Source organism: Herbaspirillum sp. C9C3, from assembly GCF_013359625.1.
Taxonomy (GTDB): Bacteria; Pseudomonadota; Gammaproteobacteria; order Burkholderiales; family Burkholderiaceae_D; genus Herbaspirillum.
This window is the reverse complement of record NZ_JABFMQ010000002.1, coordinates 231,963-258,330: the sequence shown is the minus strand read 5'-3', so window position 1 is coordinate 258,330 and position 26,368 is coordinate 231,963. Positions and strand designations below refer to the sequence as shown.

Sequence of the window (26,368 nt, the reverse complement as noted above, 5' to 3'; positions counted from 1 at the left end):
GTAAGGCATCTGCTTCTAGCCGATCACCGACAGGAGTTATATCGGAAATTGTTGCAGCGATCGCGAATATCGGATCTCGGCAACACTAACCCCGCCGATCTCTACAGATTTTGTGCCCGCTTCAGCCAACAAACATTGTTCTAAGAGCATAAGCGAGAAATAAGGTCATCGCCAAATGAGCTCCTCAGTCGGGTAACATGCGCCGGCTCGGCATACTGCAAGAACGCGATGTAGCCCCGAAGGCTATCGATTTCATCCGCGGTCAATTCCCCCTTACTGAACTTGAATATTTGCACCCTAAGTAGCCGCTTCCTATCTCGACCAATCGAGACCTCACCTTCCGAGCTTATATTCAGCCCAGTAATCTGACGTCCAGTCTTCTTCGATGCATGCCTAGTCTTCTCTTGATTGACAGTCAATGCAATCAAACCAAACTCAGCAATGACTTCAGGGAGCGCCTTCTCTACCTTGCAGAGCACATCGCGCTCATTGGTCGAAAAGGTTAGATCATCCGCATAACGTGTATAGACAACATATAGCCGATCACAAAATTTAGAGATGACTTCGTCGAAGCGATACATGAGAATATTGGATAAAGCTGGAGAGCTAGGGGCACCAATAGCCAAACGAAGCTGCTCCGTTCGCCTATCCAATTTAAACAAAATATTGCAGAGAATACGAATCTCAGCGTCAGAATAAGACGATTCCTTTAAGAAAACTTTGAAGTTTTCAGAAGTAATTGAGGGAAAAAAATCCTTGAAATCGACTTTCAAAAGAAAACGATTCTTCTGATGTGGCCGAACATTTTCCAGCAGACCTCGGCCACTACGATATGCAGTTGCGGCGGGATGAACTGGAAATTGGCTAAGTACATTTACAACCACCCACCGCTGAAGTAATTTCACTTCGGGAGTCGGCTGGGATATCTGACGAAACTTGTCGCTGTCTCTTTTTGGAATCTTGTATTCTTTATACCTAAAAGGCGCAGTGCCGATTAGGACTTCAAGCTCTCCAGATGAGAACGGGAGCGACTCAAGCATAAGTTCTTTAAGCAGCATTCTGCACCTCGCTCTTCTCTGCAGAAGAGGTTGACCTGAGGACTTTGAATGAATGCTTTCGCCACCTATCGCCCGTTGTCTGCTCAAAGAAGTTGGCTTTCCAGGACAACTTCTTCGCGGGCGATCCGCTAAACGCGTACTCAATCTCAGGCCGCTCTGAATCTATATCTACATATAGGCAGCGCTCGCCAAGTATCTTTTTCTCGTTGATGAAACCCAGATTTTTAAGAACAAAAAGCAATTGTTCTAGCCTAGCTTTGGGAATCTCATAGCGAAGGCACTTCAAAAGGTGCTGAATGTCACTTATTCGCGCAACTTGGATTAGCTCGACAAAATCAACTAATAAAAATAAAAGATGGCGCAACTGCCCAACTCTGAATGTCTCAGTCTTGGGCATATCGGCAAATCGCCGCTGGAGCTCCGTACTGATATATGCAGATTCATCGCTTCCCAGAGATCCATTCACAGAGAAGATTACATTCACGTCTGCAAACGCTTCATCTAGATATTTGAGCATGCCGAGGTGAATGAACGAGTCCTGATCATGTTCACTGTTTACGACCACAATCAGTTTTGGTGCTATATCCGGGTTTTTTACCAGGCACCCCAATTCAGCAATAGCACCTGCGGTCTCAAGAAATACCAGCACTCCATCGACGATGGCACATATGTCTTCTTCAAATGATAGGAGATCCTTGTAGGTATCGAAGTGGTTCCAGCTTTTGATGTGCTCTGGAACAATAAAGCTATCCGCCAACTTTGACGCAAGGAGCAGAAACGTGCCTCGCTGTGATAGTTCAGAATCGGGGTTTTCGGTTTTGCCCCCGAATATGGTCACTTTCTTTGGACCATTGACCACCTTCGATCTTTGTAGATCGATGGCCTCCGCAAAATTTTCTATTATTTTTAGCACGAAGAAGTCTCAACTACCATAAATTACAGCGCAGGAAGGCGTGTTCGTCGCGGCGAGCCGGGACGGGCGCGGCTTTCTGCGCTGTCAGTGGTACCAATTCATTCAGTCTGGCGCTCCGCCCGACATTAATGTCCAGAAATATGCTTGAACATCAAAACGCGTAATTGAGGTGATGACGGTATCACGTAATTAAAAAGCTCGTCAATAAGTGGAAAGAACGTGGCCGCCGCGCGTATCCGCTTCGGCCAGAAGCAGACCTTTTAGATTTAGCAGCTGATTCTGAAGCGTAGATAACGGACAAGTGCAGCCCCCACACCCATCTTCGCCTTGCGCAAGACTGGAACTGAGGTGGATGCATATTTTTTCAGAGCAGTTTGAAGGCACAAGCTGTCAAACGCTAATTTATGGCTCCCTTCTCAGCCGTGTACAATAATAAATACCGTCAGTAGATATATCCTAGGTAGACATGTTAAAGCGGAAGAAATTTGATTTCACAAATGTTCGCACGATGACTCCCGAAACAGTTGTTCTGGGCGCAACGGTTGCCGAATGGAATCGTCTTTTCACCGGCAATTTCGTAGAGAATTTAGAATTAGACCGACTACGATCTAAGTTGGAAAAAGACTCATCTGCCGGTGAGGGCTTAAGGACTGAGCAAATGTAAGATGCGGCGCAAAACAAAATCAGCGCAAAAATGCTTTCCAAACGGAAGGAATTGTTTATTGCAAGATTGCGTCTCAGCTCGACCCAAGTCTGTTGCCATCAAATCTTGCAGATATTAACGGTGTGCCTCTGAGCTGGGGCAGTTGCGCCATAAGCACTCAAAGTGCTGGTCCAATATCCCGGATAGGTTGACCACCAAACCATCTCGACAATGTCGTCATGGCTTCTGGTTCAAGAAAATGTGTGAAAAGAAGAGCTAAACGTTTTTTCGGCCGAGAGACTGCGACATAGAACAGGTTGCGATAGCGCTCATAGGCCTCCGCACGAGCTCCAATCAAGCTTGGATTTCCAGCCATTTTGAGGAACAGGTTGAAATCATATTCGTTCCAGCCACGCCCGAACACAACTAGGACGTTATCGAACTGGTCGCCCTTCACTCCATGTTTAGTCTCAAATGGAGAGTGGCCATCGAGATATTTACAGAGAGCTATGATCTCCTTATATGACACTCCGTGAAGTGCATGAAGCTCCTTAATGCGTCCCGTCAACGGGGTGCCGCTCAAAAGCGCGTCAGCAAGCGCACGCTCTTGGCGCACAACTGCATCGGAAAGTAGTGGCAAGCCTGTAGAAGCCAAATGTGCAAGTACATCACCAATCGTACCTGTCTCACGAAGCTCGCAGAGGCGCTTCATCGCGCTTGCCCACCTAGCCTTGTCAGCGGGACTGTTCATTACCGGACGCGAGGCATCAATCGCTATAAACATTTTGCCGAACTGCTTTGAGAGGTATGCGCGCGCAGCCGGCTCCAGATGTTCGTGAAAGTACGCGATGATCTCGTTGGCCTTTCGAGTGTAAGAATCATTGAACTCAAAGACGGTTCGCATTGAGCTATAGCCCATCTCTGCGGCCAGTGCTCTATGAGTTAACATCAGGATTTTCGTGTTTTTAGTAAAATCCCAGCCAGCTTTTTCCAGCTCGGTGCGCACAGTGCTAAGCGCTCGCGCCGCTTCTGCCTCAGGAAGATCGCCCTGCCAGTGGTTAGCCGTGAGCCGCCTGCCTGACCATCCGTTGGTATGAAAAGTCCTGACGTCGCCCGGTTCAGTAGGATCTTTTACCTCCTGCGCGAGTTCCCGACGAATGAGGTTCAAGCTGTCGACGATAGGCTTCGTACTGCGAAAATTCGCTTTCTTGTCGATACGCTTCAGCGCATCGTGGATGATTGCCCCGCAGCCGTCGCCATAGATCTTTTGCCAGTGATCTCCGAAAAAGCCGAATAGAGGAGCATATTTTTTGCCCAGGAAATGGCTTTTAAAACATTCGACTATCTTCGCGTTCGTATCTTGGTACTCATCTACAAAAATGAGTGGGAAGCGTGACGAGATCATGTTACGAAACTTAGCAGATTGCATGAGCTCAATGAAAACTGGAAAAATGTCTTCATGGTGCAAATTCGCAGTCCCGTTTTCAATGGATCGTCGGCCAAGAGTATAACCAACCTTGACGATATTCGCGGCTTGAAGTTCATCGAGCCGATCCTTCCAACCGAGGAGCGTAGGAACCAACTCGCAAAGGCGTTTTTGAAAAGGACTGACGAGCATCCATGCGAACGCATGGGTGGTGTCGCAGTAAATCGTCGGATCACCGTCCGTCTGCGCTATGATCATGTCCCTCGCAACATTCGTATAGGTGATACACGCAACTTGTTGATGGTTGCGTTGAAGCGCTCGTGACTGACTCAGTAAAATATAGCGAAGCGCAGCAATCAGCGAGTAGGTCTTGCCTGCACCTGCGCCGGCTTCAAACACAAAACTCTGCCCTTCATCGAGGCAGCTTTTCAGCGCATGCCATGCGCTGGCTGCGGCGACCTCGGCTGGATTTTGGTTGAGTTGGGAGGTCTCGTTCATTTAAGGACTCCGGAAGCTTCAGTGTCAACGAGCGCATTGATCAGATTGGCCGCCTTCGCCTCAACTGCTAGTGATATGCCGGGATCTACGACAGCGACATTGTTCATTGCAAGCCAGCGCAACCCGTCAGCAATGTATCGCGGGGTAACCCAGTTGGTTTTCTTAATTGCATATGTCAGTGCAAATTTTGATTTCTTCTGTTTTTCAGCTTTATCTTGAGCGGCTTTGGCAAGCACGTCATGCGTCGCACCGGTGATGCCAAACAAAGTTTGGTTCGCAAGGATGAATGCATCTTCAAACGTACGACCACACGGTCCATTCGGCGCTTCTGGGACCTGATAGGCTAGTCGAAGAGTGTCGCGAGTCTTGGCGTCCTCAGTCGCCAACAATGCTGTAGACAGAGAGAATAAATGCGTTTCATCGGAGACCTCTTCCTCGTCGCCCAGGTCGCCGTTAACGGTATGCAGGGATTTAGTGCCGGCCTTTGCAGGCTCTTCCCGTAGAGTATCTTGGGACGTTTCCGGACCAACTTCAGAACCAGTAGTAATTTCCTCACTAGATGCTTCGTTCGCCTCCGGTCTGGCGATGCTCTTCGTGAACCAGTGTTTAATGCAAGAATTGCTCGTACTCTCCCCCTGATGGACCAAGCAAGCTTCAAGTTTCTTGTCGTTGTTGCGTTTGACTGCATCGAGGTCGGTAATAATCAGGGTTCGTAGGCCCAAAAACTCGAGTAGCGGGATGAACAACTGTGCATAGGCCCCACCAACCTCCATGATCGTGATGTATTGGATTCCAAGCTTTAAGGATGGATCAATAGCATCAAGGGCACGCATCGCTTGCGGCAATATTAGCCTCTCAGTCGTCCCCTCAATCAGTATAGCCTTGTCCGCGAAAAAGAGATCACAGCGCGTGAGCGTAAGATATTGATGCAGAAAGTCAGAAACAGGCCCCTTTAAACCGGCGAGGTCACTGCTGAGGTCCTTCACCTGTGTAGATCGGACGCCAATAGGGAGTGCGGCTGAGGTCCGCGCGAAATAGCGGATGGTGTTGAACCTAGCCTCGTTCGCGATGTGAGGAGAGTGTGTAGATACGACGAATTGCACCGGCCACGAAACGTCTTCGCCTTCTGCTTCACATAATTTCCTTACAATTACCGGCAATTGCCGAATGAAGACTTCTTGCATCTGCGGATGGAGATGAGCCTCCGGCTCTTCGATCACGATCAGCTGCACGCCAGGTGCGTTCGGATAAGCCCGATACTCTCGGAAAAATCCAACGATCTTGAGTAAGATATAAAGGAGGTTGCGGTAGCCAAGACCATTGTAGGATTCGGGTAACTGCACTCCACTGTAACCAGCGTATTGAACTTTCGTGAAGTCGGACAAAAGTTTACCGACGTCTAGTTTTGTCGCCGGCTGCAATGGCATGTTATCCAGTCCCGGATACCCGAAATTCTCAATCGCGGGCATGAGCTTAGCTAATTGGCCCTTAAAATCCGTGTCTATCCCCACTTGGATTTCCTCTACGGCCTTTTTGAGCCCTTCCGCAATGTTTTTTTGCGATCCATCCGCCGTCGAAACGGATGCACTTATGAACAATCCCTCCAGCACCTTTGCAAGTACATCGGTGTCGCGGCCTCCGGTGCCGTCAAGTGCACGTTGCGCATTCACAAAACCAAGGGAGAGAAAGTTTGTAACCGATTTGTGCGTTGCCTCACGTATATCGGACGGGTCTAGCGGGTTTTCCGCCCATATACGTGTGGCGAAAAGATGCGGAACGCGTTCTGCCAAACTACGGAAGAGCGCTAGACGATCCGCGTCGTCGCCGTTTAGGACCGCTTTCTGGTGTCCTTCGAACAGGTCTGCAATCTTGCCAGAGGCAACACTTCGTGAGCACACGATAATCGCTTCCGTGCAATCATCGTCATCATCTAAGATGAATTGGCTGAGTGGTCCAAAACTGGGGATTTTAGGATCATATTCCACGTGAAGTCGAAGCTCGATCGACGGCACGATCGCACGAACTCTTTCAACATCAGTACCCTCTAGGTACTCCCTATGCGCCTCACAAAATTGGTCGTAGCAAGCACTGGAAAAATCCTCGATTTCGAACGTGCTACGCTCTGAAAGAAACTTTCGGATTATGTCCGAGAACGAAGTCTTTCCGCAATTATTACGCCCGACCACTACTGTGGTTTCATCCTCAAGCTGCAGAGAGATATTATGCAACAAGCGGAAGTTCTTTATCTTTATTGTCTTTATTTTCACGATGCAATCTCGTAGATAGATTCGATGCTAACTAGCACCCCAGATGCAGCTATTTTTTGAGAAACAGCGCCCCAACCAGTTTCGAATGTCAGACTTCTTCCTATTATTTGCTTAATAAAATTCCTGTACTCCATCACCAGCAAAAATAGGCTGTCTTGGCAGCACAAACAATGGCATTAGCAGTCACGCGCGCAGCCGCAGATACAACCATCTACCAGCTCCTCCTCAGAAAAAATTTACCTTTAAAAACGGCATATCTTAATGAATCACTTCTTCAGCTTGAGACAGATATTGGGACACGTTCGCAAATGACTTATGAATTTTATTGAGGCAACATTATTAAATCTGTCGCCGGAGTTAAGTCAAAAGCAAACGCGCGAGGAGCACACGGTACGGTATTAATATTTCCCACGCATCGAGCATCTAAAATCAACTTTCGTTGATGTTCTACGGTCGCGGGGAGAAAATCGATTGCATGAAGCTGAAGCGCGGAAAAGATGGGAGTGCGGTCAGATGAAGCTCGGCAGCCGCGAGATTAAAGCTCTTTCGCCAAGCGATTGCTTCGAACGACTGCAGAGTAGTTAGTGGAGGGATCATCGTATCTCGAAGTTCTTATGTTGCAGAATTCGACCAGTGATTTGACGATGACTCTGCACACGAATCGAGATGTTTGCAGCTAATGACATAGATGTCGATCGCAGCATCTTTTCGCGGCCACTGAAACGTATCGGTATTTTGCACAAGCAATCCGTTGACGAAAGTGTAGAAACCGTCAATCCCTCCGTCGTCACTCCCATCCACCCAGCAAACAAGTAGCTCTTCGCGACTCAAGTCATGGCTCTTCAGAATTTGTTCGAAGGAGAACAATTCGAAGGCTTCTCCTCGATCTCCAATCGCCTCAGAATCCATCTTCGCGTCATGATGCTATCGACAAGCAACACGTCGTTTTTAGCCATGCGTTTCCCCCAATTTTGTTATGCGTTCGAACAGCTTTTATGGTTGTAAGCTCGGACTTTCACTCAGAGCTTGCATCAACCAGTTCCGGAATAGCTGCATTTTAGGTAAACCACTTTCCACTTTTTGCGCGAACTCCAGTAAATGTCGGCGAGCATCTTCATCTATTGCTTTTTCGTGCGAAATCCTCTCTCTGAATCCCGCATCGGGAAAGAACGGAACTGGAGTATCTTTCCGCCTACGTTGGATGGTTGCGTCGTACCAATATTGAGTAGTAAAAGCTCCGCAGTGAGGGCAAGAAAATGCTGACTCAGAGATAGACGGCGAGACGACCTTGGCGTTCATGGCAGCACATTCCCAAATTGGAAACGAAAATATCAAGCGTTTTGTTCGTCTGAAACGGGAATCAGACTTAAAGGCCGAGTTTTTTCTTCATCCAAATCACCCCCGCCGCAGACAGCATGTCTCGCCAAGATGAGAAAGAAGATTCAGCTTGAATATAACGGTCCCAGTCTTCGTCCGGAATTGCTTTAAGATCCTCGACACTATCTAGCTTGAAGCCACTCCCGTCGAACAATGCTTGCGCATTTGGAAAACGAGTGTGCGCTGACATGAATTCGGGCGTGAGAAGATCAGGCAGCGGTACATTTTGCGTTCCATCAATTTTCGACGCGTTTTCTGCCAACTGTTTGAGATGCCGGCTAAATTCATCAAGGCCTTTGATTTCCATACGATCTCTCCAAAAAATTTTGAGGGCACTAAGCAGCTGAACAATTAAACGAAACCTTGAGATACTCCGTCAAGGAGTGTCTATATAAAAGATTGATCGAAGCACGGCTCAGAATCTGAAGACTGGAACCTCAGATGATCTTGTACAAATATGCGACGACAGAGACCGCCCTGTTGATGTTGCAGCATGGCACCATTACGTTTTCCAACGGAAACACATTCAATGATCCGACCGAATTGAGTTCGGCACATTACACAGGGGAATTACAATATCCTCATGGAGGGATAGGTCGTTGGCCATTTTTAAATAGCTTTGGCATCTGTTGCCTCACGCGAGCACCATTGAATCCCATCATGTGGGCTCACTATGGCGAAAAGCATCGAGGGGTGGTGATTGGCATCGATGCCAATGAGGCCGGCTTGAATGCCACGGACACCTGCGTCATACCAGCCAAATATGGATCGCTCATTTACACAGGCTCAAAACCTCAACACCCATACATCGGCTCCGAAGCCCCCGAAGTGATGCGTGGCGAGATCCAGCAATTTGACCCACTTCATTTGGAGGCACTGCAGCGCGCATTTCTTCACAAAAGCAGCGAGTGGGCATATGAAGAGGAGGTGCGAGTTGTGCGATCTGGTCGATATTTAGAGGAATCGGGGGCCAAACTGGAAAGGGACTCGAATGGGGATTTCACAGGGAGATACTTCGCTTCGATTCGCAAAGAATCAATAAAGAGCGTACACCTGGGTACAAGATGGCTTGCGCTTAATAGCGAAGAAGACAAACGCAGACTTGAGCAGATACGAGAGCATGTTCCCCATGCCAATATAGAGATCGCCTATTTTGACGACAGCACCTGGAAAATGAATAGCGCGGTTCTATGGTCACAAAATGGACAAGGTGTATTCAACACAGACATGAGAGAAAAAACAATCAACCAATTAAATCAGTCCGATCTAAAGCTGCATTCCTAATCAAAAACGTAAAGGATCGTCCGGTACCGGACGGCCACTCTTCTCTACTTAATACGACTTCCTTGCCGGCCTCGTTGAAGGAAAATTCAATGCCGCTCGTGATTTTTTTGAAGAGATCCTCTTCAAGATCTATACAAAGTGCGAATTGAAACAAGATGGTTGAAAGCAATGCAAGCTCTTGCAACGCCTCTTCTTGAGACTCTGTGGCGTTGACGTTGAGAAGAAGCTTAAGCTCATTCGCAACAAACTCCTTTCCAGTAATGTAGTACGACACATTGCACGGATAGACACCTCGCGTTATTTCTTTGTGGAGCCTACTGGCGGACCATGAGCCATCAATATAGCCCTCGTGATAGTCATCTGGGATGATACCATTTCCCTTGAAGACTTCTCTCGCACGATACGGCGACCATCCATCCGAGAAATTCACTGTTGGTGGATTCTTCTCTCTCATATCCAGATGGATAAGCCGTCCAATTGCAGCTCGAACCTCGGTACGTGTCTTGGGCGGCCGATTGCGGATGTCTCTGGTCCATCTTTGCAGAAATTTCGTACGAAGGTGGAATCGAACTACTGCAACGCATTTTGCGTATCTTCGCAACCACTTGTCTTCAATGATCGAATCTACTTGATAGCCAAATGCGGTCTGGTACTTGGTGACTGCAGCAAACGTGATGGTAAAGGGCAGCAATGCGAAGGAAAGAAGAAACGGGAGAAGAAAATCTTTGAACGTGCCGAACTGGGCGAACGAGTCGAAATCGACAACTAGTTTGTAAGCTGAATACGTCAAGAGCACCAAGCCCCATGTCACCAAAACCCCGGAGAGGAAGGAGGTAGCTGAAGCATATTCTGGCTTTGTTTCTGAAAACACCTTAGTCGCGGCAAAGAACGCAATGACCGGAACCGTAATTAGCTCCATCCAGAATGGCAGCGGGAAGAAATTGACGACAAACTGGATCGCAACGATTACTTTGATGTTGTCCTTAATTGTATTTCGCAAATAATGTTCGTCATTTGCAATGGTAGGGGTTCTGAAAAACGAGACGCAGGCGATGGTTAAAAACCAGATCACGGTCGTTTTAAGTAGACCGGCATCCCAGTAACCTACGTGATAAAGCGCAAAAACAAGGCCACAGACATATAAAGTCAACACGAGGAAAGGTGCCAATATTGGCCAACTACATGCCGTACGCACCAGGTTGCCGATCATGCTTGGCATCTGGTCTAGCGAAAACACCCAGACAGTAAAAACAAATAGCCAGATTCCTATAGCGATTTCACGCGTGGTGAAGATCTCGAACATATCTTCCTTAGAGGAAAAAATCTGCAATCAATAGAGAAGCCTCAACTGAATATTACATTCGAGCAGGCCAGTTCCTGAAGCCCCGTAAAGTCTCAATTTATTGGCGTGTATCCGATTGCGGAATGTCGATTTCGAATGAATGGGTGAACTCCTTCCCGTCTCAAATGAAGTTTACGAGTCAGCGGCAATGGCTGCAGTGCTCGGCGCACTGATTCCTCTGCAGGGCCGTCACGCTATCAGCTTCTGTTGTTCTAAGAGTGATGCCTCCCGCCGCCCTTTATTAAAGGTCTCCATCAGATAGGCACCATGCTGCGTTGGAGGGCCAATTTCTAGATACGGATAGACCATAGGCAGAAAATACTTGCCTTCAGAACGCAATATTTCCATTGCAAAAAATTCAATTGAGTGGCGCTTCTTGGCGGCACTTTTCCGTAAATATGCCCAATCGCAAAGTAGTTGCACGATAGGAACATAGCCATACGTGATCCATACCCAATCTGGCGATCTGCCTGTACTGCAGACAGGACATGCGCCAAACGTCGAAGAAAACCCAGTATTTCGATGCACAACCCAGTTGGAAACAAATTCATTTCCAAAATGCAATTATTTCAGCGATTTTGAACGGCCACTTCCAAACAGAAGCCGGAGGAGTGAGGAGGTCCGTTGACGACCTACCAATTTATTTGACGGAAATAGGGAGAAGGAAAGGGATAGATGTCATACGCCCATTTGGCGATATTTCAGAAAAAGACGCCAAATATTTAACCAAGGTGTTTGATACAGCAATACGAGATTCGGGCTGGCTTGACCTCAGAGAGGGCAGACCGACCATGCCGTCTGGCTTAGCGCTCAAACGTTACCTTTTGGAAACACGAATTTCAACAGGAAAGTTCAGAGTTAAATGGCGGAAGTCGTCTAAGTCTGGAGTGCGGGTCCAGGCCCAGAGCACCTCGCTCCACACTGGTGTCAGCTAACTCTGTCCTAAAAAGTCATCTAACTCTGGATTTTCCCTACTTTGTTCACTTAACTCTGGATTTCTTCGTTCTGGCGAGTAAATCGCGTAGTTCAGTGGGCACTATCAAGATGATCGCGCAGCTGTTCAGGAGTGAGTTTTTCGGCGGCCCCGGCCAGCTCCGACCAGCGCTCTCCATCACAGTCTTCGGCATAGGAAACAGTCCAATTCCCGGCCGGATCGGCTGAAAACTCATAGGCAAATTCCCAGTCGCCCATGACGTTGTCGTCCAGGGCTATAGCCTCATAGATGGGAAGTACGTCACGCATTTTTGGCGAAATTGGCTCGTCGCCATAGCCTGCCTGGAAGATAAAACGCAGGAAATAGCTGCCGGTATGAAAGTGGGCCCGGGGCTTGATCGAATCTGCCGACTCCAGCATGTCCAGTAGGTGAATCCCAACGGCTTCAGGAGAGCCGTTTTGCCGGCGAAAGTGAACTTGATTTTCCCCAAAACGTACGACGACCAATGACGGCATTCCCATGAGCAATATTTCCTTATGAAGGGCTTATAGATAAAGGATGAACGGAGTTCGGTCTTGAGTGACTTCCGAAAAATCCAGGGTTAAGTGACAAAAATCCAGACTTAGACGATTTCCGACATTAAATGAATAAAGTTCAGACTTAGCTGAATTCCGACACAACACTCAGCGCAGGCGATTAAACGCCAGCCCAAGCTCAAAAAAATCAAATTTAAATTTCTGCAGAAAATTTACGATCTTCATAGCGAAGATATCGCCTGAAGCCACAAAGGTCATACTCAGATGACGTTCAAGGCTTTGATTTTAAAGCGGAATATCAGTGTCATTATTTTTGATCGCAATGACATTAATTATGATCGCGGACAGCCATCGACGCCTTGAAAATTCCCCGCCCCATCCCTATACTTAGCACTCGTCACGGCAGAGTGCTAACAGCACCGCCGGACGCAATCCCCTTTTTCTTGCGGTGAGGTTTGCTGCATTTGGAAGAAAACCGTTGCAGGCTACGCCGCAATCAATGCTAACTTATTGAAAATTAAGGAGTTCTCATGAATCTTCGCCCTTTGCACGATCGCGTTATCGTCAAGCGCCTCGACCAGGAAACCAAGACTGCTTCCGGTATCGTTCTGCCTGACGCAGCGACCGAAAAGCCGGACCAAGGCGAAGTCCTGGCCGTCGGCAACGGCAAGATCCTGGAAGATGGCAAGGTCCGTCAACTGGCCGTGAAGGTCGGCGACCGCGTTCTGTTCGGCAAGTACTCCGGCCAGGCCGTGAAGGTCGATGGCCAGGAACTGCTGGTCATGCGCGAAGAAGACCTGTTCGCCGTCGTCGAGAAGTAATTCGGCATCCGGCCTTCCTTTTCCTTCTATATAGATAGAGAAAATCTGAAGGCCTGCGGCAGCAAGACAGCAGCCGGCGCCCCTGAAATTTCAGTCGCGCGCCAGGCTATATGAACTGAACCGAATTTCTGGAGAATCCAACATGGCAGCAAAGCAAGTTATTTTCGGCGATGAAGCACGCGCCAAGGTCGTCAACGGCGTCAACATCCTGGCCAATGCAGTCAAGGTCACCCTGGGTCCCAAGGGCCGCAACGTCGTGCTCGAGCGCAGCTTCGGCGCCCCGACCGTGACCAAGGACGGCGTTTCCGTCGCCAAGGAAATCGAACTGAAGGACAAGCTGGAAAACATGGGTGCCCAGCTGGTCAAGGAAGTCGCTTCCAAGACCTCCGACAACGCCGGTGACGGTACCACCACCGCCACCGTGCTGGCGCAAGCCATCGTGCGCGAAGGCTTCAAGTACGTCGCCGCCGGCTTCAACCCGACCGACCTGAAGCGCGGTATCGACAAGGCTGTCACCGCCATCGTCGGCGAAGTGAAGAACCTGGCCAAGCCCACCACCACCTCCAAGGAAATCGCTCAAGTCGGCTCGATCTCGGCCAACTCCGACGCGGACATCGGCGACATCATCGCCAAGGCCATGGAAAAGGTCGGCAAGGAAGGCGTCATCACCGTCGAAGACGGCAAGTCGCTGGAAAACGAACTGGACATCGTCGAAGGTATGCAGTTCGACCGCGGCTACCTGTCGCCGTACTTCATCAACAACCAAGAGAAGCAGATCGTCGCCCTGGACAATCCCTTCATCCTGCTGTTCGACAAGAAGATCTCCAACATCCGTGACCTGCTGCCGGTGCTGGAACAAGTCGCCAAGGCTGGCCGTCCGCTGCTGATCGTGGCTGAAGACGTCGAAGGCGAAGCCCTGGCTACCCTGGTGGTCAACAACATCCGTGGCATCCTGAAGACTGCTGCCGTCAAGGCTCCTGGCTTCGGCGACCGCCGCAAGGCCATGCTGGAAGACATCGCCATCCTGACCGGCGGCCAAGTGATCGCCGAAGAAGTCGGCCTGACCCTGGAAAAGGCTACCCTGGCTGAACTGGGCCAAGCCAAGCGCGTTGAAATCGGCAAGGAAAACACCACCATCATCGACGGCAACGGCGAAGCCGCTGGCATCGAAGCACGCGTGGCAATGATCCGCACGCAGATCGGCGAAGCCACCTCCGACTACGACCGTGAAAAGCTGCAAGAGCGCGTGGCCAAGCTGGCTGGCGGTGTTGCACTGATCAAGGTTGGCGCTGCCACCGAAGTCGAAATGAAGGAAAAGAAGGCCCGCGTCGAAGACGCCCTGCACGCTACCCGCGCTGCTGTTGAAGAAGGCGTCGTGCCTGGCGGTGGCGTGGCCCTGCTGCGCGCTCGCGCCAACGTCAAGGACCTGAAGGGCGACAATCCTGACCAGGAAGCCGGTATCAAGATCGTGCTGCGCGCCATCGAAGAACCGCTGCGCCAGATCGTCTTCAACGCCGGCGACGAGCCGTCGGTGGTGGTGAACAAGGTGCTGGAAGGTTCGGGCAACTTCGGCTACAACGCTTCCAACGGCACCTACGGTGACCTGGTGGAACTGGGCGTGCTGGATCCGGCCAAGGTGACCCGTTCGGCCCTGCAGAACGCTGCCTCCGTGGCCAGCCTGATCCTGACCACCGACGCCCTGGTGGCCGAAGTGGCAGAAGACAAGCCGGCCGGCATGCCTGGCGGCATGGGTGGTATGGGCGGCATGGGCGGCATGGACGGCATGATGTAATTGGCCTTCCGGCTGCGGGCCATGCGCTGCATGGCCTGTGCTGCAAGTGAAAAACCCGCATCAGCAATGATGCGGGTTTTTTCTTGCCCTGCGCTCGGACCGGCTCCCTTGCGCCATCACCAAAACGATGCCAAGGCCCTTGCGTACCCGCGCTGTCAGGAAAGCCGCTCAGCGCACACTGCGCCGGCACCATGTGTCGTGCCGCAACGAGGTATAAAAAAAACCCGCATCCTTGCGGATGCGGGCCAAACATCGGGCTCCCACGAGCCCGGATGCAGTGCCAGATCTTAGAAGCTGTGGATCAGGCCGGCGTTGATGCCGGTCTGGCTGCGGTCCAGACCAGGGACGCGTTCCTTGCCCAGGCCGACGCTGTACATGTCGGACGAACGCAGGTTGCGTACGACGGCATAGGTGCTGGTGCGCTTGGACAGGTCATACTTGGCGCCCAGGTTGACCTGCAGCAGGCGGCCATCGGCGCTGCCGATGAACCTGGCGCGGGTGTACTGCAGGCTGCTGATCAGCGACAGAGACGGCGCGACGCGGTAGTTCACACCGATATCCAGCGTACTGCTGGAACGGTTGTTGGCACCGCCGATGACGTAGTGACCGGTGCTGTCCATCGTGTACTTCGGCTGGGGATTACGGCCCTTGGGATGTGCCAGCGAGGCGAAGCTGTAGTCATGCTTCGGATTGTTGGCGATCTCCGACGGTACCTTCCCCAGCGGCAGCGCCACGTGCGAATAGGAACCGTAGACCCTGGCCGCACCGAAGTCGTAGGCCGCAGCCAGCGTCCAGGTCTTCAGGCAGGTATCACCGGCACGGTCCTTGCCAACCACCTCGCCCTTGCAAGCCGCAGGACCGTTGACATCACTGGAGCTTGCGCCCAACTTGCTCTGGAAATAACCCAGACCGATGTTCAACGGACCATTGGCATAGGTACCACCCAGGCCGAAGGACTGGCCGGCGCCGGTGCTGCCGGCTGTCTCGCCGAAGCCGTAGATGACGCTACCGGTGAAACCGTTGAAGTTCGGGGTGTTGTAGCGGATGGAGTTGTTGACGCGCTCGCCGTTGGTGCGATCCAGGTTCAGCGAGTGGACCCGGCTGACCACGCCGCCGAAGTCGCCCGCCGAGCTGATGCTGCCCACATCGTCCAGGACGTCCTTCTGGCGGCCGGCCAGGATGGTACCGAAGTTGCCGGACAGGCCGATGGTCGCCTGACGGCCCCACAGCACGCCGCCCTGACCTGCCTCGCCGGTATCGACATTGAATCCGTTCTCGATCGTGAAGACGGCCTTGAGGCCGCCGCCCAGGTCTTCGATACCCTTGATGCCCAGGCGCGAACCCTTGAGCAGACCGGAATCGAGCGCCATCTGGCCGCCCGTCTCCTTGCCGTCCTTGGTGGCGATCTTGTTGGTATAGGACAGGCTGGCATCGACCGCACCGTAGATGGTCACGCTGCCGCTTTGCGCGTGCGCCGCGCCGGCGAAGGCACCCAGCACGGCCAGGGCCAGGATGGACTTTTTCATAGAGTACTCCGTAGTGGTTTGATTGCTGTTGATTGGCGGGCGGGCGTCGCAGCATGGCGAAGGGACCACCCAGGCTTCCCAAAGTAAATCAAGAAGTCACGGCAAATCTAAACCGTCTTTATTTCTTCAAAAGCATCATTCCTTGAATTTCATTCATTTATGAGACTATTCCGATGTTTTATCACCACACCTGTCGCGTATAGTGGGAGTCAAACTTGGGAGGCCATCAGAAATGGAAGCGGCATTGATGGATCACCACCCTGCCCGCCACGCGCTCGATGACCAGACGATGTTCGCCATGCAGGCGCAGGGCGAACAGACCGGGCAGACGCAGGGGCAAGGCCACCTGTCGAGCCGGTGGAATGCAGGAGTCGTCACGTAGCCGACGCATCAAATGAAGCAACTGACGCGCAACCCGACGGTCGTGACGGCGCCACCAGGCCAGGTCTTCCCGGGCCAGCGGGGTCATGCAGAGCGGGGTCATGTCGGATTGTTCAGCGGCAGCAGCTCGGCGCGCAGTTGCAGCAGGCTGCACAGCAGACGCTCGGCGTTCAGATCGTTGCCCAGCAGGTGCAGGGCTTCCTGCACCCCGCGCCAGACAGGTTCGCGCACCAGCACCAGGTTGTCGGCACCTTCGCGGGTGAGAATGACTTCATCGATATCGGCCAGCTCCAGCAGCGCATCGAGGCGCAGGGCGAGGTCCGTGACAGGAAAGGCGTACATGGGAGGGATTCCGGCGTCTTTGCCCGGCGCGCTGCAGCACGCCGGGCAAAAATTCAGGAAGATAAGCGCCCGCTGCGTCATCCAAGGCATTCCAGCGAAAAATGGACTGAACGACAAAATTTATTCGAATACTTTCTCGTTCAACAACGAGACAAGCTATTGTCCTGCCCTCTCCGCGAACCGCGATCCGGTCAGCAAATCCAGTCCACAAAGCACTTCCCGCCCCGTGCTAAGACGCGCCGGTTATATACATAGGCGAAAATTTATTTTCCCTATATAACCTTGCAGCCTTAAAATAACGGCTTCTTATAAAAATATTGATGGCAGTGGAGACCTGAGGTCCTGACCCGCCCGCAGCGTCCCATGATGCCGCGCTGGCGCAGGCGCCCGGGGCCCGCTGCCATTTCTTCTTTTTCATCATGATCGAAATACAAGCTGTCACCCAGCGCTTCGGCAATGTCGACGCGGTGCGCCATGTCGATTTGTCGATCCGCAAGGGCGAGATCTTCGGCATCATCGGCAGAAGCGGCGCCGGCAAGAGTACGCTGGTGCGCACCCTGAACCTGCTCAACCGCCCCACTGCCGGCCGCATCCTGCTCGACGGCCAGGACCTGACCTCGCTGTCGGCCTCGCAACTGCGCGAGGCTCGCCGTGGCATCGGCATGATCTTCCAGCATTTCAACCTGCTCTCTTCGCGCAGCGTCTACGACAACATCGCCCTGCCGCTGGAACTGGCCGGCAAGAGCAAAGCCGACATCGCCGCCAAGGTCGAGCCCCTGCTGGAACTGGTCGGACTGACCGCCCTGCGCGACCGCTATCCGGCGCAGATTTCCGGCGGCCAGAAGCAGCGCGTAGGCATCGCCCGCGCCCTGGCCAACGATCCCAAGGTCTTGCTGTCGGACGAAGCCACCTCGGCGCTGGACCCCGAAACCACCCGCTCCATCCTCGACCTGCTGCGCAAGATCAACCGCGAACTGGGCCTGACCATCGTGCTGATCACGCACCAGATGGAGGTGATCAAGGACATCTGCGATCGCGTGGCCGTCATGGAAGCCGGCCAGGTGATCGAACAGGGTGAAGTGCTGGAGGTGTTCCGCCAGCCGCGCCACGAAGTCACCCGTGCCCTGATCGGCGACGTCATCGCCCACGAACTGCCCAAGGGGGTGCTGGCGCGTCTGCGCGAACGCCTGGCGCGTGCCGATGCCGGACAGGGGACCGACCACCTGTTCCGCTTCGCCTTCACCGGCAGTGATGTGGACCAGCCGCACCTGTCGGAAGCGGTGCGCCGCTTCAACCTGAACTTCAACATCCTGCACGGCCAGATCGACGAGATCCAGGGACAGGCTTTCGGTTCGCTGGCGATTCTCGCCAACGGCACCCAGGACAACATCAACCAGGCCATGCAGTACCTGCGCGAACAGGGCGTGGTCGTCGAGGAGCTCAACCATGTCATCTGAACTGATCGATCTGTTCATCAGCGCCTTCGGCGAGACGCTGATGATGGTGGCCATCTCCGGCGTGGTCGGTTCGCTGCTGGGCATCCCGCTGGGCATCGCCCTGCACATCACCGAATCCAAGGGCGTGCTGCCCAATGTGGCGTTCAATCGCGTGGCCGGCCTGCTGGTCAATGCAGTGCGTTCCACGCCCTTCATCATCCTGCTGGTGGCGGTGATTCCGATGACGCGCTTCTTCGTGGGTACCTCCATCGGCACCGCCGCGGCCATCGTGCCGCTGACCATCGCCGCCGCGCCCTTCATCGCGCGCCTGGTCGAGACCGCATTGCGCGAAGTCGATCACGGCCTGGTGGAAGCGGCCCAGGCCATGGGTGCCACCACCTGGCAAATCATTTACAAGGTATTGGTGCCCGAGGCATTTGCTGGTATCGTCGCCGGTCTCACGATCACCTTCGTCAGCCTGGTCGGCTATTCGGCCATGGCCGGCGCCATCGGCGGCGGCGGCCTGGGCGACCTGGGCATCCGCTATGGCTACCAGCGCTTCCTGCCGGAAGTCATGCTGGCCGTGGTGCTGATCCTGATCGTGTTCGTCCAGGTGGTGCAATCCCTGGGAGACCTGCTGGTCCGCAAGCTCAGCCACCGCTGAGCACTGCAATCTCTACAAAAACGGCAGCTATCTGCTGCCCACCTCAAAGCTCGAAAGGAAAGTCATGAAGCGTCGTCAGTTGATTCAATTCATCGCCGGTCTGGGTCTGGCCGCCGGCCTGATCTCGGCCCCGGCCATGGCCGAAGACCAGATCAAGATGGGTGTGACCGCCGGTCCCCACGCCGAGATCATGGAACAGGTCAAGAAGCTGCTCGAAAAAGACGGCGTGAAGATGAAGGTCATCGAATTCACCGACTACATCCAGCCCAACGCCGCCCTGGCCGCCGGTGACCTGGACGCCAACTCCTACCAGCACCAGCCCTACCTGGATGCGCAGATCAAGGACCGTGGCTACAAGTTCGTCAGCGTTGGCAGCACCATCACCTTCCCGATGGGCGTGTACTCCAAGAAGATCAAGTCGCTCAACGACCTCAAGCCGGGCGCTCGCGTGGGTGTGCCCAACGATCCTACCAACGGTGGCCGTGCCCTGCTGGTGTTGCAGGCCAAGGGCGTGATCAAGCTCAAAGCCGATGCCGGTCTGAAGGCCACCCCGCTGGATATCGTCGAGAACCCCAAGAAGATCAAGATCGTCGAGCTGGATGCTGCGCAACTGCCGCGTTCGCTGGATGACTTCGACGCTGCCGTCATCAACGGCAACTACGCTGAATCGGCCGGCCTGTCCCCGACCAAGGATTCGATCGCCGTGGAAGCCTCCACCGGTCCCTACGTCAACGTGATCGCCGTGCGCGCTGCCGACAAGGACAAGCCTTGGGTCGCCAAGCTGGTCAAGGCTTATCACAGCCCGGAAGTGAAGAAGTTCGTGCTGGAAAAGTACAAGGGTTCCGTGATCACCTCCTGGTAATCCGCCACGCCTCACTTGCCTGCATCAACGAAAAGGCCAGCTCATCGAGCTGGCCTTTTTCATTGAGCGGGAATTGGTGGCTTGCCGGTGATCCCCAAAAACTTAGTTTCTGAAATCCGCTTTCTAAGTTTTCCGCAGAGCAAAACTTAGATTCAGCGCCCCCGGTGATCCGGAGCGTCTCGCCAGTCGTAGTCCTCGTCATCTTCCTCTTCATCCTCGGCCTGCAGGGCATCAGGATTGTCGGTGGACCGATAAGTCGCCAGCAGCTCGGCACGCGACTGCGGTGTCTCCAGCGAGATGCGACCCAATGCACCGCTGCGATAATCCTGCAGGAAGGTATGGGCGGCCTTCTCGAAATCGAAGTCGCCTCCCTTGAGACGAAAACCGCGCTTGGCCGCCACACCCTCTACCACCGCCACGCCATCCATGCCGTCAGTATTGAAGCCATACCGTGCCTTGAGCAGTTGCGGATAACGCTGCAGCAGCAGGTCGGCCAGAAAGGTCGCCACTTCCTCTTCGATGAGGGCATTGCTGCCCACCGCATGGCTGGCCGCCAGCATGAGACCATCGCTGGGATGCTCGATCTTGGGCCAGAGCATGCCGGGGGTATCGGTGAGCACCATGTTGTTGCCGAGATAGAGCCGCTGCTGCGTCTTGGTCACGGCCGGTTCATCGCCCACGGCGGCCACGCGCTTTTTCAGCAGCGCATTCATCAGGGTCGACTTGCCCACGTTGGGGATGCCCATGATCATCATGCGCAGCGGCTTCAGGGCGGTGCCGCGATGCGGTGCCACCTGGATGGCCAGCTTGGGCACGCGCGCCACGTCCGAGGGCTTCTTGCAGGACAGCGCCACGGCAGTCACGCCCTTCTGGCTGTTGTAGAAGTCGATCCAGGCTTGCGTAGCCACCGGGTCGGCCATGTCGGTCTTGTTCAAGATCTTCAGGCAGGGACGCTGGCGCGCATTGCGCAACTGCTCGATCATGGGATTGCAGCTGGCCTGCGGCAGGCGGGCATCGACCACTTCGATGACCATATCGACTTTTTCCATGCTCTCCGCGGCCTTGCGGCGGGCGGAGTTCATGTGACCGGGGAACCATTGGATGGACATGCGGAGCTTCTTTCTGATGCGTATTTCGTGAAGGCGCTATTTTACGGCCCTGCCCCGCCAAACCCTAACAAATCCCCAAGAAAACGGCCTGCCGCGCACAAGTCGGGGCAGGCCATTGGACAGGGAACAACACCCGCACTCACGCGCGCCGGGTCACCCATTGCTCCTTGACAACGCCCACAAAGCGCCACACCAGCCACAAGGCGACGCCGTAGGCCAGCGCCATCACGCCGAAGGCCAGCGGATTGCGCAGACTCCAGCCCTGAACGCTGTGCAGGATCGCGCCCATCAAGGCCACGCCGACCAGCGCACCGATCTGGCGATTGGCATTGAGTGCCGCCGCCGCGCTGTTGGCATGGGCCTTGCCGGCCACCTGCATGACCACCGTGGTCATGGCGGGAATGGCCGTACTGATGCCCAGGTTGGCCGCCGCGCACACCAGGGCCAGCAGCCAGTAAGGCGTCTCGGGACGGAAAACCATCGCCACGGCGGTAAAGACCGTGCCCACCGACAGCCCCAGCAGCAGCGGTACACGCGGCCCCCAGTGGGCGGCCATGCGGCCCGACATCAGATTGCCGAAGAAGATCACCGCCATCATCGGCACCAGCTGCAAGCCGGTCTGCAGCGCATCCGCGCCCCTGCCCTGCTGCAGGAACAGCGCCAGATAGAAGAGGTTGCCATAGACCCCGAAGTTGATCAGGAACCCGATACCATTGGCCGCCGCAAACTGCGGCGTGGCAAACAGCGCCTTGGGCAACAGCGGCGCAATGCCGCGCAGTTCATGCCGCACCAGCGCCACCGCAGCCAGCACCGCCACCGCCAGCGCAGCCAGGATGCGCGGCGAGGTCCAGCCATACACCGGTCCCTGGATCAGGACGAAGGACAGCCCGGCCAGCATGATCACGCCCGCCAGATGGCTGTAGAGGTGCAGTGCGCGGGCATGGCCGACCACCTGCGGAATGAACCTGCGCGCCATCAGCAAACCCAAGAGGCCCACCGGCACGTTGATGAGGAACACGCTGCGCCAGCCCAGCCAGTGGATCAGCACACCGCCCAGCAGCGGCCCGGTGGCAGCAGCCAGGCCGACAGTCGCCGACCAGACGCCCAGCATGCGGGCACGCACACGGTCATCCTCATAGACGTGCGTGAGCAGGCTCAGCGAACTGGGCATGAAGAAGGCCGCGCCCAAGCCCTGCAGCAGACGTGCCGCGATCAGGAAGGGGCCGTTGGGCGCGGCCCCGCACAGCAGCGAGGCCAGCACGAACAGGAACAGCCCGGTCAGGTACAACCGGCGCGCCCCGAAGCGATCAGCCAGAGCCCCCCCCACCAGCAGCATGGCGGCAAACGTCAGCGTGTAGCCGTCGACGATCCACACCAGCATCGACAATGGCGCATCCAGGCTGGTGGAGATATTGGACAGCCCCACGTTGACCACCGTCACGTCCAGCATGGCCATGACGAAACCGATGGCCAGCGCCACCAGCGGCAGCATGCCGGCATGCGGGGTGGCACGGGCAATGGGAGGTACCAGCACCGAGGCTGGCGCGCGAGGGCATTGTGTGGAAGACATGGCAACAGGACTTTCTGCACGCACGGTGCGAGGGAGAACCGCAAACCCGCGACCGGAAACGCCGGGGCGGGGTTCAATGGGGCAGATTCTAGGCTTGGACAGTGATGCAATAAAGAGGTATAAGATCAGCACGCTGATGCAAATTTGCATCAGGCCATCACTTACCTCCCCTCTTGCAGCAAAGGCACATCATGGATTGGGACAACGCCCGCATCTTCCTGGCCATCTATCGCGTGGGCACCTTGCGCGGGGCCGCCGAACAGCTGGAGATCGACCAGGCCACTGTGGGCCGCCGCCTGGCCGCCCTGGAAAGCTCGCTGGGAGCGCGCCTGTTCCTGCGCACGCCCAGCGGCTACGTACCGACCCCGGCGGGCGAGCTGGCCGCTGCGGCGGCCAACCAGATGGAGCAAGGCGCGGAACAACTGCAACGGCAGATGCAGGGCATGGACGAACGCCTGTGCGGCGTGGTGCGGCTGGCGGCCACCGACATTACGGCGCGCCATTTCCTGTTACCGGCCTTGCACCGGCTGCGCCAGGAGCATCCGAAAATCCGCGTGGTGCTCTCGACCTCCACCCAGATCACCAACCTCACCAAACGCGAAGCCGACATTGCCGTGCGCACCCTGCGGCCGGATGCGCCAGACCTGATCGCGCGCCATCTCAAGCGGCTGCATACCGGCATGTATGCCTCGAAAGCCTATGTGAAAAAGCGCGGAATACCCGATCCCGGTACGGGCCTCAAGGGACATGACGTAGTGATCTATCCGCGCAGCGTCTCGCCCAGCAAGTCCGAGCAGATCTGCGGCGAATCCATCGCCCACGCCAGCGTGGCCATGGAAGTGAGCACCGGCCTGGTCATGTATGACAGTCTGCAAGCGGGTTTCGGCATTGGCGAACTACCCACCCACGTGGGCGACAAGGCCAGCGGCCTGGTGCGCATCTGGCCGCAGCGCGCCGTGCCTTACGACATGTGGCTGGTGCTGCACAGCGACCTGAACCGCACGGCGCGGGTGCGGGCGGTGGCCGATGCGATCATTGCGGCGTATGAGGCGTATGAGGCGTATGAGCCTGCCGAGGTTTGATGAAGAATCCGGCATGCGGCCTGTGCATAAAACAAGGCGCGAAAAAAACCTTGGTTTTTATCGCGCCATTTCTTGAAACCGCCTGTGGAAAATCCAACGTTCATTCCAGGTCGGCCAAGACCTTCAGGTGCGCCACCACGCTGCGCCCCAGCGCCGAGAGGTTGTAGCCACCTTCCAGGCAACTGACGATACGGCCCTTGGCATACTGGTCGGCGATCTTCATGATCTGCCGCGTCATCCAGGCGTAGTCCGCTTCCACCAGGCCCATCTGGCCCATGTCATCCTCGCGGTGGGCATCGAAGCCGGCCGAGATGAAGATCATCTGCGGCTGGTGCGCATGCAGCGCCGGCAGCCATTTCTCGTTCACCAGCTGGCGCACCGCATTGCCATCGGAATAGGCCGGCACCGGCACGTTGACGATGTGCGACTCGGTCGGCCCGTCGCCCGAGAAGGGATAGAAGGGATGCTGGAAGAAGCTCACCATGAGCACCCGGGGATCATGGGCAAAGATATCCTCGGTGCCATTGCCGTGATGCACGTCGAAATCGATCACCGCCACCCGTTCCAGTCCATGCACCTCCAGGGCATGGCGCGCGGCAAGGGCCACGTTGTTGAACAGGCAGAAGCCCATGGCCTTGTCGTGGGTGGCATGGTGGCCGGGCGGACGCACCGCGCAAAAGGCATTGTCCAGCTCCCCGGCCAGCACCGCATCGGTGGCGGCCACTGCCGCACCAGCTGCGCGCAGAGCGGCTTTCCAGCTGTGCTGGTTGAGCAGGGTGTCGCCATCAACCGAATGATAGGACTGGCCCGACAGGCTCAAGGCATGGCTGTGCTCGCGCACGTAGTCGACGGCCGCGGCCGTATGCACGCGTTCCAGTTCGGCCGGATCGGCCAGCGGGGCTTCGCGGCGGTCGAGGAACTGATCGATGCGGCTCAGGATCAGCTGGTCCTCGATGGCCTCCAGACGAGCGGGGGTCTCGGGGTGCCAGTCCCCCATTTCATGGCGCTGGCAATCGGCGTGCGTATAGATGGCGGTGGTCATTCTTGCTCTTGTTGCGATCTTGTTGCGATGATATTGCCACCCGGCAAACATCCTGCCAGCCGGGTTGTCTCCTTGGGCTAGTGTACATTGGCTGTCGCTGATCGTGGTCAAAGCCTGCTCACGCGCATGCACCGGCATGGGGCGGGGTGGCCGATGCGGTATACTTGGCCGCTTGTCTGGCCTCCCCCTGCTGCTCATCCCGCTCATGCCCATCTCCCTGCCTCGCCTGACCGCCCTCGTTTCCTCCCTGCTCATTGCCACATTGTGTGCCCTGCCGATGACCGCGCAGGCGCAGGACGGCAAGTCTGTGGAAAAGAAAAACCAGAAAAAGGCTGTGGATAAAACACACAAGAAACCGGCAGAGAAAAAAAACAAGCCGCAAGCCAGGAAGAAAATCGCCACCGATGAACAGGGCGAGTTCGTCAACTTCAATGAATGGAAGGACGTAGCCCGCTTCATGGATGAAATGGTGGACCGCAACCATTTCCAGCGCAGCGATCTCAATGCGCTCTTCGCGCAGACCCGCTACGTGGATAGCGCCATCCAGCTCATCAAGCCGGCCCCCGTGACCAAGCCCAAGAACTGGACGGCCTATCGCGCCCGCTTCGTGGAACCGGTGCGCATCAATGCCGGGGTCGATTTCTGGAACACCTATGGCGTGGCCCTGGCGCGCGCCGAGGCGCAGTATGGCGTGCCGATGGAAATCATCGTCGGCATCATCGGCGTGGAAACGGTCTATGGCCGCAACACCGGCAACTTCCGCGTCATGGATGCGCTGACCACGCTGGCCTTCGATTATCCCAACACGGCCAACCGCGATGCGCGCATGGCCTTCTTCCGGGGCGAACTGGAAAACACCCTGCTGCTGGCCCGCGAGGCCGGCATCGATCCGATGTCCTTGCGCGGCTCCTATGCCGGCGCCATCGGCTGGCCGCAGTTCATGCCGGGCAGCATCCGCGAATATGCGGTGGACTTCGATGGCGACGGCAAGATCGATCTGCGCAATTCTCCGGTGGACGCCATCGGCAGCGTGGCGCACTATCTGGCCGTCCATGGCTGGCAGCGCGGTGAGCCGGTGGCCTTCCCGGTGCAGGTCTCCAGCGACAACCGCCAGTGGGAAGCCATGCTCAACCAGGGCCTGGAAGCCAAGTACACCGCCGACGAGCTGCATGCCGCCGGCATCTCCACGCCGCCCCTGCCGGCGGGCATGCGCTTTGGCCTGGTGGACCTGCAGAACGGCACCGGTCCCACCGAGTACTGGATCGCCACCAACAACTTCTATGCCATCACGCAGTACAATCGCAGCTACTTCTATGCGATGTCGGTGGCCGACCTCGGTCGTGCCGTTGCCACGGCACGCAACCGCTGACCTTCCGTCCTGCCCTGATTGCCCTGATTGCCCTGACTACCCTGTTGATGAGGGAGCGCGCACGGCGTGCTCCTGCTGCTTCCCTTCCACGATA

24 protein-coding genes and 1 pseudogene are annotated in these 26,368 nt (G+C 55.2%); 10 read left to right on the top strand and 15 right to left on the bottom strand.

All coding sequences use genetic code 11. From position 1 onward, the window contains the following. Nucleotides 1–140: 140 nt before the first annotated feature. The 4 genes from HNO82_RS03395 to HNO82_RS03380 all read right to left on the bottom strand — a co-directional run bounded on the left by HNO82_RS03395 (nucleotide 141) and on the right by HNO82_RS03380 (nucleotide 6,805). On the bottom strand, nucleotides 141–1,058 hold the full coding sequence (locus HNO82_RS03395; RefSeq protein WP_175342750.1) for a retron St85 family RNA-directed DNA polymerase: 918 nt from the start codon (nucleotides 1,056–1,058) through the stop codon (nucleotides 141–143). Then, nucleotides 1,048–1,971, bottom strand: a complete 924-nt coding sequence (locus tag HNO82_RS03390; protein ID WP_175342749.1) for a retron St85 family effector protein — start codon at nucleotides 1,969–1,971, stop codon at nucleotides 1,048–1,050. The genes HNO82_RS03395 and HNO82_RS03390 overlap by 11 nt, the downstream gene beginning before the upstream one ends. Before the next feature lie 821 nt (nucleotides 1,972–2,792). Further along, nucleotides 2,793–4,538, bottom strand: a complete 1,746-nt coding sequence (locus HNO82_RS03385; protein WP_175342748.1) for a UvrD-helicase domain-containing protein — start codon at nucleotides 4,536–4,538, stop codon at nucleotides 2,793–2,795. Next, on the bottom strand, nucleotides 4,535–6,805 hold the full coding sequence (locus tag HNO82_RS03380) for an ATP-dependent nuclease (protein ID WP_175342747.1): 2,271 nt from the start codon (nucleotides 6,803–6,805) through the stop codon (nucleotides 4,535–4,537). The genes HNO82_RS03385 and HNO82_RS03380 overlap by 4 nt, the downstream gene beginning before the upstream one ends. 170 nt (nucleotides 6,806–6,975) lie before the next feature. Here HNO82_RS03380 and HNO82_RS03375 point away from each other — a divergent pair, with 170 nt between their 5' ends. Further along, nucleotides 6,976–7,134: a hypothetical protein gene (locus HNO82_RS03375; RefSeq protein WP_175342746.1), complete on the top strand. Its 159-nt coding sequence runs from the start codon at nucleotides 6,976–6,978 to the stop codon at nucleotides 7,132–7,134. A 175-nt stretch (nucleotides 7,135–7,309) separates the two neighbouring features. Here HNO82_RS03375 and HNO82_RS22170 read toward each other — a convergent pair. The 3 genes and pseudogenes from HNO82_RS22170 to HNO82_RS03365 all read right to left on the bottom strand — a co-directional run. Next, nucleotides 7,310–7,402: pseudogene (locus HNO82_RS22170) on the bottom strand (LysR substrate-binding domain-containing protein); the annotation flags it as partial. A 396-nt stretch (nucleotides 7,403–7,798) separates the two neighbouring features. Then, the gene (locus HNO82_RS03370; RefSeq protein ID WP_175342745.1) at nucleotides 7,799–8,104 is read right to left on the bottom strand and encodes a hypothetical protein; all 306 of its coding nucleotides are present in this window, start codon (nucleotides 8,102–8,104) and stop codon (nucleotides 7,799–7,801) included. 67 nt (nucleotides 8,105–8,171) lie between these two features. Then, nucleotides 8,172–8,489: a hypothetical protein gene (locus HNO82_RS03365; protein ID WP_175342744.1), complete on the bottom strand. Its 318-nt coding sequence runs from the start codon at nucleotides 8,487–8,489 to the stop codon at nucleotides 8,172–8,174. Between the two features lie 134 nt (nucleotides 8,490–8,623). Here HNO82_RS03365 and HNO82_RS03360 point away from each other — a divergent pair, with 134 nt between their 5' ends. Then, the gene (locus HNO82_RS03360) at nucleotides 8,624–9,466 is read left to right on the top strand and encodes a DUF2971 domain-containing protein (protein ID WP_175342743.1); all 843 of its coding nucleotides are present in this window, start codon (nucleotides 8,624–8,626) and stop codon (nucleotides 9,464–9,466) included. On the opposite strand, the gene HNO82_RS03355 is transcribed toward HNO82_RS03360, so the two are convergent. Further along, nucleotides 9,426–10,769, bottom strand: a complete 1,344-nt coding sequence (locus HNO82_RS03355) for a hypothetical protein (protein ID WP_175342742.1) — start codon at nucleotides 10,767–10,769, stop codon at nucleotides 9,426–9,428. The two genes, HNO82_RS03360 and HNO82_RS03355, sit on opposite strands and share 41 nt — an antisense overlap. 527 nt (nucleotides 10,770–11,296) lie before the next feature. On the opposite strand from HNO82_RS03355, the gene HNO82_RS03350 reads away from it, so the two are divergent. Further along, on the top strand, nucleotides 11,297–11,743 hold the full coding sequence (locus tag HNO82_RS03350; protein ID WP_175342741.1) for a hypothetical protein: 447 nt from the start codon (nucleotides 11,297–11,299) through the stop codon (nucleotides 11,741–11,743). 91 nt (nucleotides 11,744–11,834) lie between these two features. On the opposite strand, the gene HNO82_RS03345 is transcribed toward HNO82_RS03350, so the two are convergent. Next, complete coding sequence (locus HNO82_RS03345) at nucleotides 11,835–12,263, bottom strand: hypothetical protein (RefSeq protein ID WP_175342740.1); 429 nt, start codon at nucleotides 12,261–12,263, stop codon at nucleotides 11,835–11,837. A 545-nt stretch (nucleotides 12,264–12,808) separates the two neighbouring features. On the opposite strand from HNO82_RS03345, the gene groES reads away from it, so the two are divergent. Together groES and groL are read left to right on the top strand one after the other, a co-directional pair. After that, nucleotides 12,809–13,099 (top strand): co-chaperone GroES, encoded by a 291-nt coding sequence (groES, locus tag HNO82_RS03340; RefSeq protein WP_008325967.1) that lies wholly within the window; start codon nucleotides 12,809–12,811, stop codon nucleotides 13,097–13,099. 142 nt (nucleotides 13,100–13,241) lie between these two features. Further along, nucleotides 13,242–14,891, top strand: a complete 1,650-nt coding sequence (gene groL / locus HNO82_RS03335; RefSeq protein WP_008325965.1) for a chaperonin GroEL — start codon at nucleotides 13,242–13,244, stop codon at nucleotides 14,889–14,891. Between the two features lie 287 nt (nucleotides 14,892–15,178). Here the strand turns inward: groL and HNO82_RS03330 are convergent, their stop codons facing one another. The 3 genes from HNO82_RS03330 to HNO82_RS03320 all read right to left on the bottom strand — a co-directional run bounded on the left by HNO82_RS03330 (nucleotide 15,179) and on the right by HNO82_RS03320 (nucleotide 17,140). Beyond that, nucleotides 15,179–16,417, bottom strand: coding sequence for a porin (locus tag HNO82_RS03330; RefSeq protein WP_175342739.1), 1,239 nt, complete (start codon nucleotides 16,415–16,417; stop codon nucleotides 15,179–15,181). Nucleotides 16,418–16,643: 226 nt separating this feature from the next. Next, entirely contained in the window at nucleotides 16,644–16,901 is a 258-nt protein-coding gene (locus HNO82_RS03325) for a type II toxin-antitoxin system YoeB family toxin (RefSeq protein ID WP_175342738.1), read from the bottom strand. After that, nucleotides 16,898–17,140, bottom strand: a complete 243-nt coding sequence (locus tag HNO82_RS03320; protein ID WP_008325962.1) for a type II toxin-antitoxin system Phd/YefM family antitoxin — start codon at nucleotides 17,138–17,140, stop codon at nucleotides 16,898–16,900. Before HNO82_RS03320 ends, HNO82_RS03325 begins: the two co-directional genes overlap by 4 nt. Before the next feature lie 419 nt (nucleotides 17,141–17,559). Here HNO82_RS03320 and HNO82_RS03315 point away from each other — a divergent pair, with 419 nt between their 5' ends. The 3 genes from HNO82_RS03315 to HNO82_RS03305 all read left to right on the top strand — a co-directional run bounded on the left by HNO82_RS03315 (nucleotide 17,560) and on the right by HNO82_RS03305 (nucleotide 20,102). Further along, entirely contained in the window at nucleotides 17,560–18,597 is a 1,038-nt protein-coding gene (locus HNO82_RS03315) for a methionine ABC transporter ATP-binding protein (protein WP_175342737.1), read from the top strand. Next, entirely contained in the window at nucleotides 18,587–19,240 is a 654-nt protein-coding gene (locus HNO82_RS03310) for a methionine ABC transporter permease (RefSeq protein ID WP_008325959.1), read from the top strand. Before HNO82_RS03315 ends, HNO82_RS03310 begins: the two co-directional genes overlap by 11 nt. A 64-nt stretch (nucleotides 19,241–19,304) precedes the next feature. Continuing rightward, nucleotides 19,305–20,102: a MetQ/NlpA family ABC transporter substrate-binding protein gene (locus tag HNO82_RS03305; RefSeq protein WP_008325958.1), complete on the top strand. Its 798-nt coding sequence runs from the start codon at nucleotides 19,305–19,307 to the stop codon at nucleotides 20,100–20,102. A gap of 152 nt (nucleotides 20,103–20,254) precedes the next feature. Here HNO82_RS03305 and ylqF read toward each other — a convergent pair whose 3' ends face one another. Next, complete coding sequence (gene ylqF, locus HNO82_RS03300; RefSeq protein ID WP_175342736.1) at nucleotides 20,255–21,211, bottom strand: ribosome biogenesis GTPase YlqF; 957 nt, start codon at nucleotides 21,209–21,211, stop codon at nucleotides 20,255–20,257. Between the two features lie 139 nt (nucleotides 21,212–21,350). Further along, entirely contained in the window at nucleotides 21,351–22,781 is a 1,431-nt protein-coding gene (locus tag HNO82_RS03295) for an MFS transporter (RefSeq protein WP_249776922.1), read from the bottom strand. Between the two features lie 191 nt (nucleotides 22,782–22,972). Between HNO82_RS03295 and HNO82_RS03290 the strand changes: the two genes are divergently transcribed. Further along, entirely contained in the window at nucleotides 22,973–23,863 is an 891-nt protein-coding gene (locus tag HNO82_RS03290) for a LysR family transcriptional regulator (RefSeq protein ID WP_175342735.1), read from the top strand. A gap of 100 nt (nucleotides 23,864–23,963) precedes the next feature. Here the strand turns inward: HNO82_RS03290 and HNO82_RS03285 are convergent, their stop codons facing one another. Then, nucleotides 23,964–24,905 carry a histone deacetylase family protein gene (locus tag HNO82_RS03285; RefSeq protein ID WP_008325952.1) on the bottom strand — a complete coding sequence of 314 codons (942 nt, stop codon included), beginning with the start codon at nucleotides 24,903–24,905 and terminating at the stop codon, nucleotides 23,964–23,966. Nucleotides 24,906–25,110: 205 nt separating this feature from the next. Here HNO82_RS03285 and mltB point away from each other — a divergent pair, with 205 nt between their 5' ends. After that, nucleotides 25,111–26,274 (top strand): lytic murein transglycosylase B, encoded by a 1,164-nt coding sequence (gene mltB / locus HNO82_RS03280; RefSeq protein ID WP_175342823.1) that lies wholly within the window; start codon nucleotides 25,111–25,113, stop codon nucleotides 26,272–26,274. The last annotated feature ends 94 nt before the right edge of the window (nucleotides 26,275–26,368 follow it).

Excerpts from the sequence above, each read along its gene's own strand:
- HNO82_RS03395 (WP_175342750.1), bottom strand. The coding sequence starts at position 1,058 with ATGCTGCTTAAAGAACTTATGCTTGAGTCGCTCCCGTTCTCATCTGGA.
- HNO82_RS03385 (WP_175342748.1), bottom strand. The coding sequence starts at position 4,538 with ATGAACGAGACCTCCCAACTCAACCAAAATCCAGCCGAGGTCGCCGCA.
- HNO82_RS03375 (WP_175342746.1), top strand. The coding sequence starts at position 6,976 with ATGGCATTAGCAGTCACGCGCGCAGCCGCAGATACAACCATCTACCAG.
- HNO82_RS03370 (WP_175342745.1), bottom strand. The coding sequence starts at position 8,104 with ATGAACGCCAAGGTCGTCTCGCCGTCTATCTCTGAGTCAGCATTTTCT.
- HNO82_RS03365 (WP_175342744.1), bottom strand. The coding sequence starts at position 8,489 with ATGGAAATCAAAGGCCTTGATGAATTTAGCCGGCATCTCAAACAGTTG.
- HNO82_RS03360 (WP_175342743.1), top strand. The coding sequence starts at position 8,624 with ATGATCTTGTACAAATATGCGACGACAGAGACCGCCCTGTTGATGTTG.
- HNO82_RS03355 (WP_175342742.1), bottom strand. The coding sequence starts at position 10,769 with ATGTTCGAGATCTTCACCACGCGTGAAATCGCTATAGGAATCTGGCTA.
- HNO82_RS03350 (WP_175342741.1), top strand. The coding sequence starts at position 11,297 with ATGCGCCAAACGTCGAAGAAAACCCAGTATTTCGATGCACAACCCAGT.
- HNO82_RS03345 (WP_175342740.1), bottom strand. The coding sequence starts at position 12,263 with ATGGGAATGCCGTCATTGGTCGTCGTACGTTTTGGGGAAAATCAAGTT.
- groES (WP_008325967.1), top strand. The coding sequence starts at position 12,809 with ATGAATCTTCGCCCTTTGCACGATCGCGTTATCGTCAAGCGCCTCGAC.
- groL (WP_008325965.1), top strand. The coding sequence starts at position 13,242 with ATGGCAGCAAAGCAAGTTATTTTCGGCGATGAAGCACGCGCCAAGGTC.
- HNO82_RS03330 (WP_175342739.1), bottom strand. The coding sequence starts at position 16,417 with ATGAAAAAGTCCATCCTGGCCCTGGCCGTGCTGGGTGCCTTCGCCGGC.
- HNO82_RS03325 (WP_175342738.1), bottom strand. The coding sequence starts at position 16,901 with ATGACCCCGCTCTGCATGACCCCGCTGGCCCGGGAAGACCTGGCCTGG.
- HNO82_RS03320 (WP_008325962.1), bottom strand. The coding sequence starts at position 17,140 with ATGTACGCCTTTCCTGTCACGGACCTCGCCCTGCGCCTCGATGCGCTG.
- HNO82_RS03315 (WP_175342737.1), top strand. The coding sequence starts at position 17,560 with ATGATCGAAATACAAGCTGTCACCCAGCGCTTCGGCAATGTCGACGCG.
- HNO82_RS03310 (WP_008325959.1), top strand. The coding sequence starts at position 18,587 with ATGTCATCTGAACTGATCGATCTGTTCATCAGCGCCTTCGGCGAGACG.
- HNO82_RS03305 (WP_008325958.1), top strand. The coding sequence starts at position 19,305 with ATGAAGCGTCGTCAGTTGATTCAATTCATCGCCGGTCTGGGTCTGGCC.
- ylqF (WP_175342736.1), bottom strand. The coding sequence starts at position 21,211 with ATGTCCATCCAATGGTTCCCCGGTCACATGAACTCCGCCCGCCGCAAG.
- HNO82_RS03295 (WP_249776922.1), bottom strand. The coding sequence starts at position 22,781 with ATGTCTTCCACACAATGCCCTCGCGCGCCAGCCTCGGTGCTGGTACCT.
- HNO82_RS03290 (WP_175342735.1), top strand. The coding sequence starts at position 22,973 with ATGGATTGGGACAACGCCCGCATCTTCCTGGCCATCTATCGCGTGGGC.
- HNO82_RS03285 (WP_008325952.1), bottom strand. The coding sequence starts at position 24,905 with ATGACCACCGCCATCTATACGCACGCCGATTGCCAGCGCCATGAAATG.
- mltB (WP_175342823.1), top strand. The coding sequence starts at position 25,111 with ATGCCCATCTCCCTGCCTCGCCTGACCGCCCTCGTTTCCTCCCTGCTC.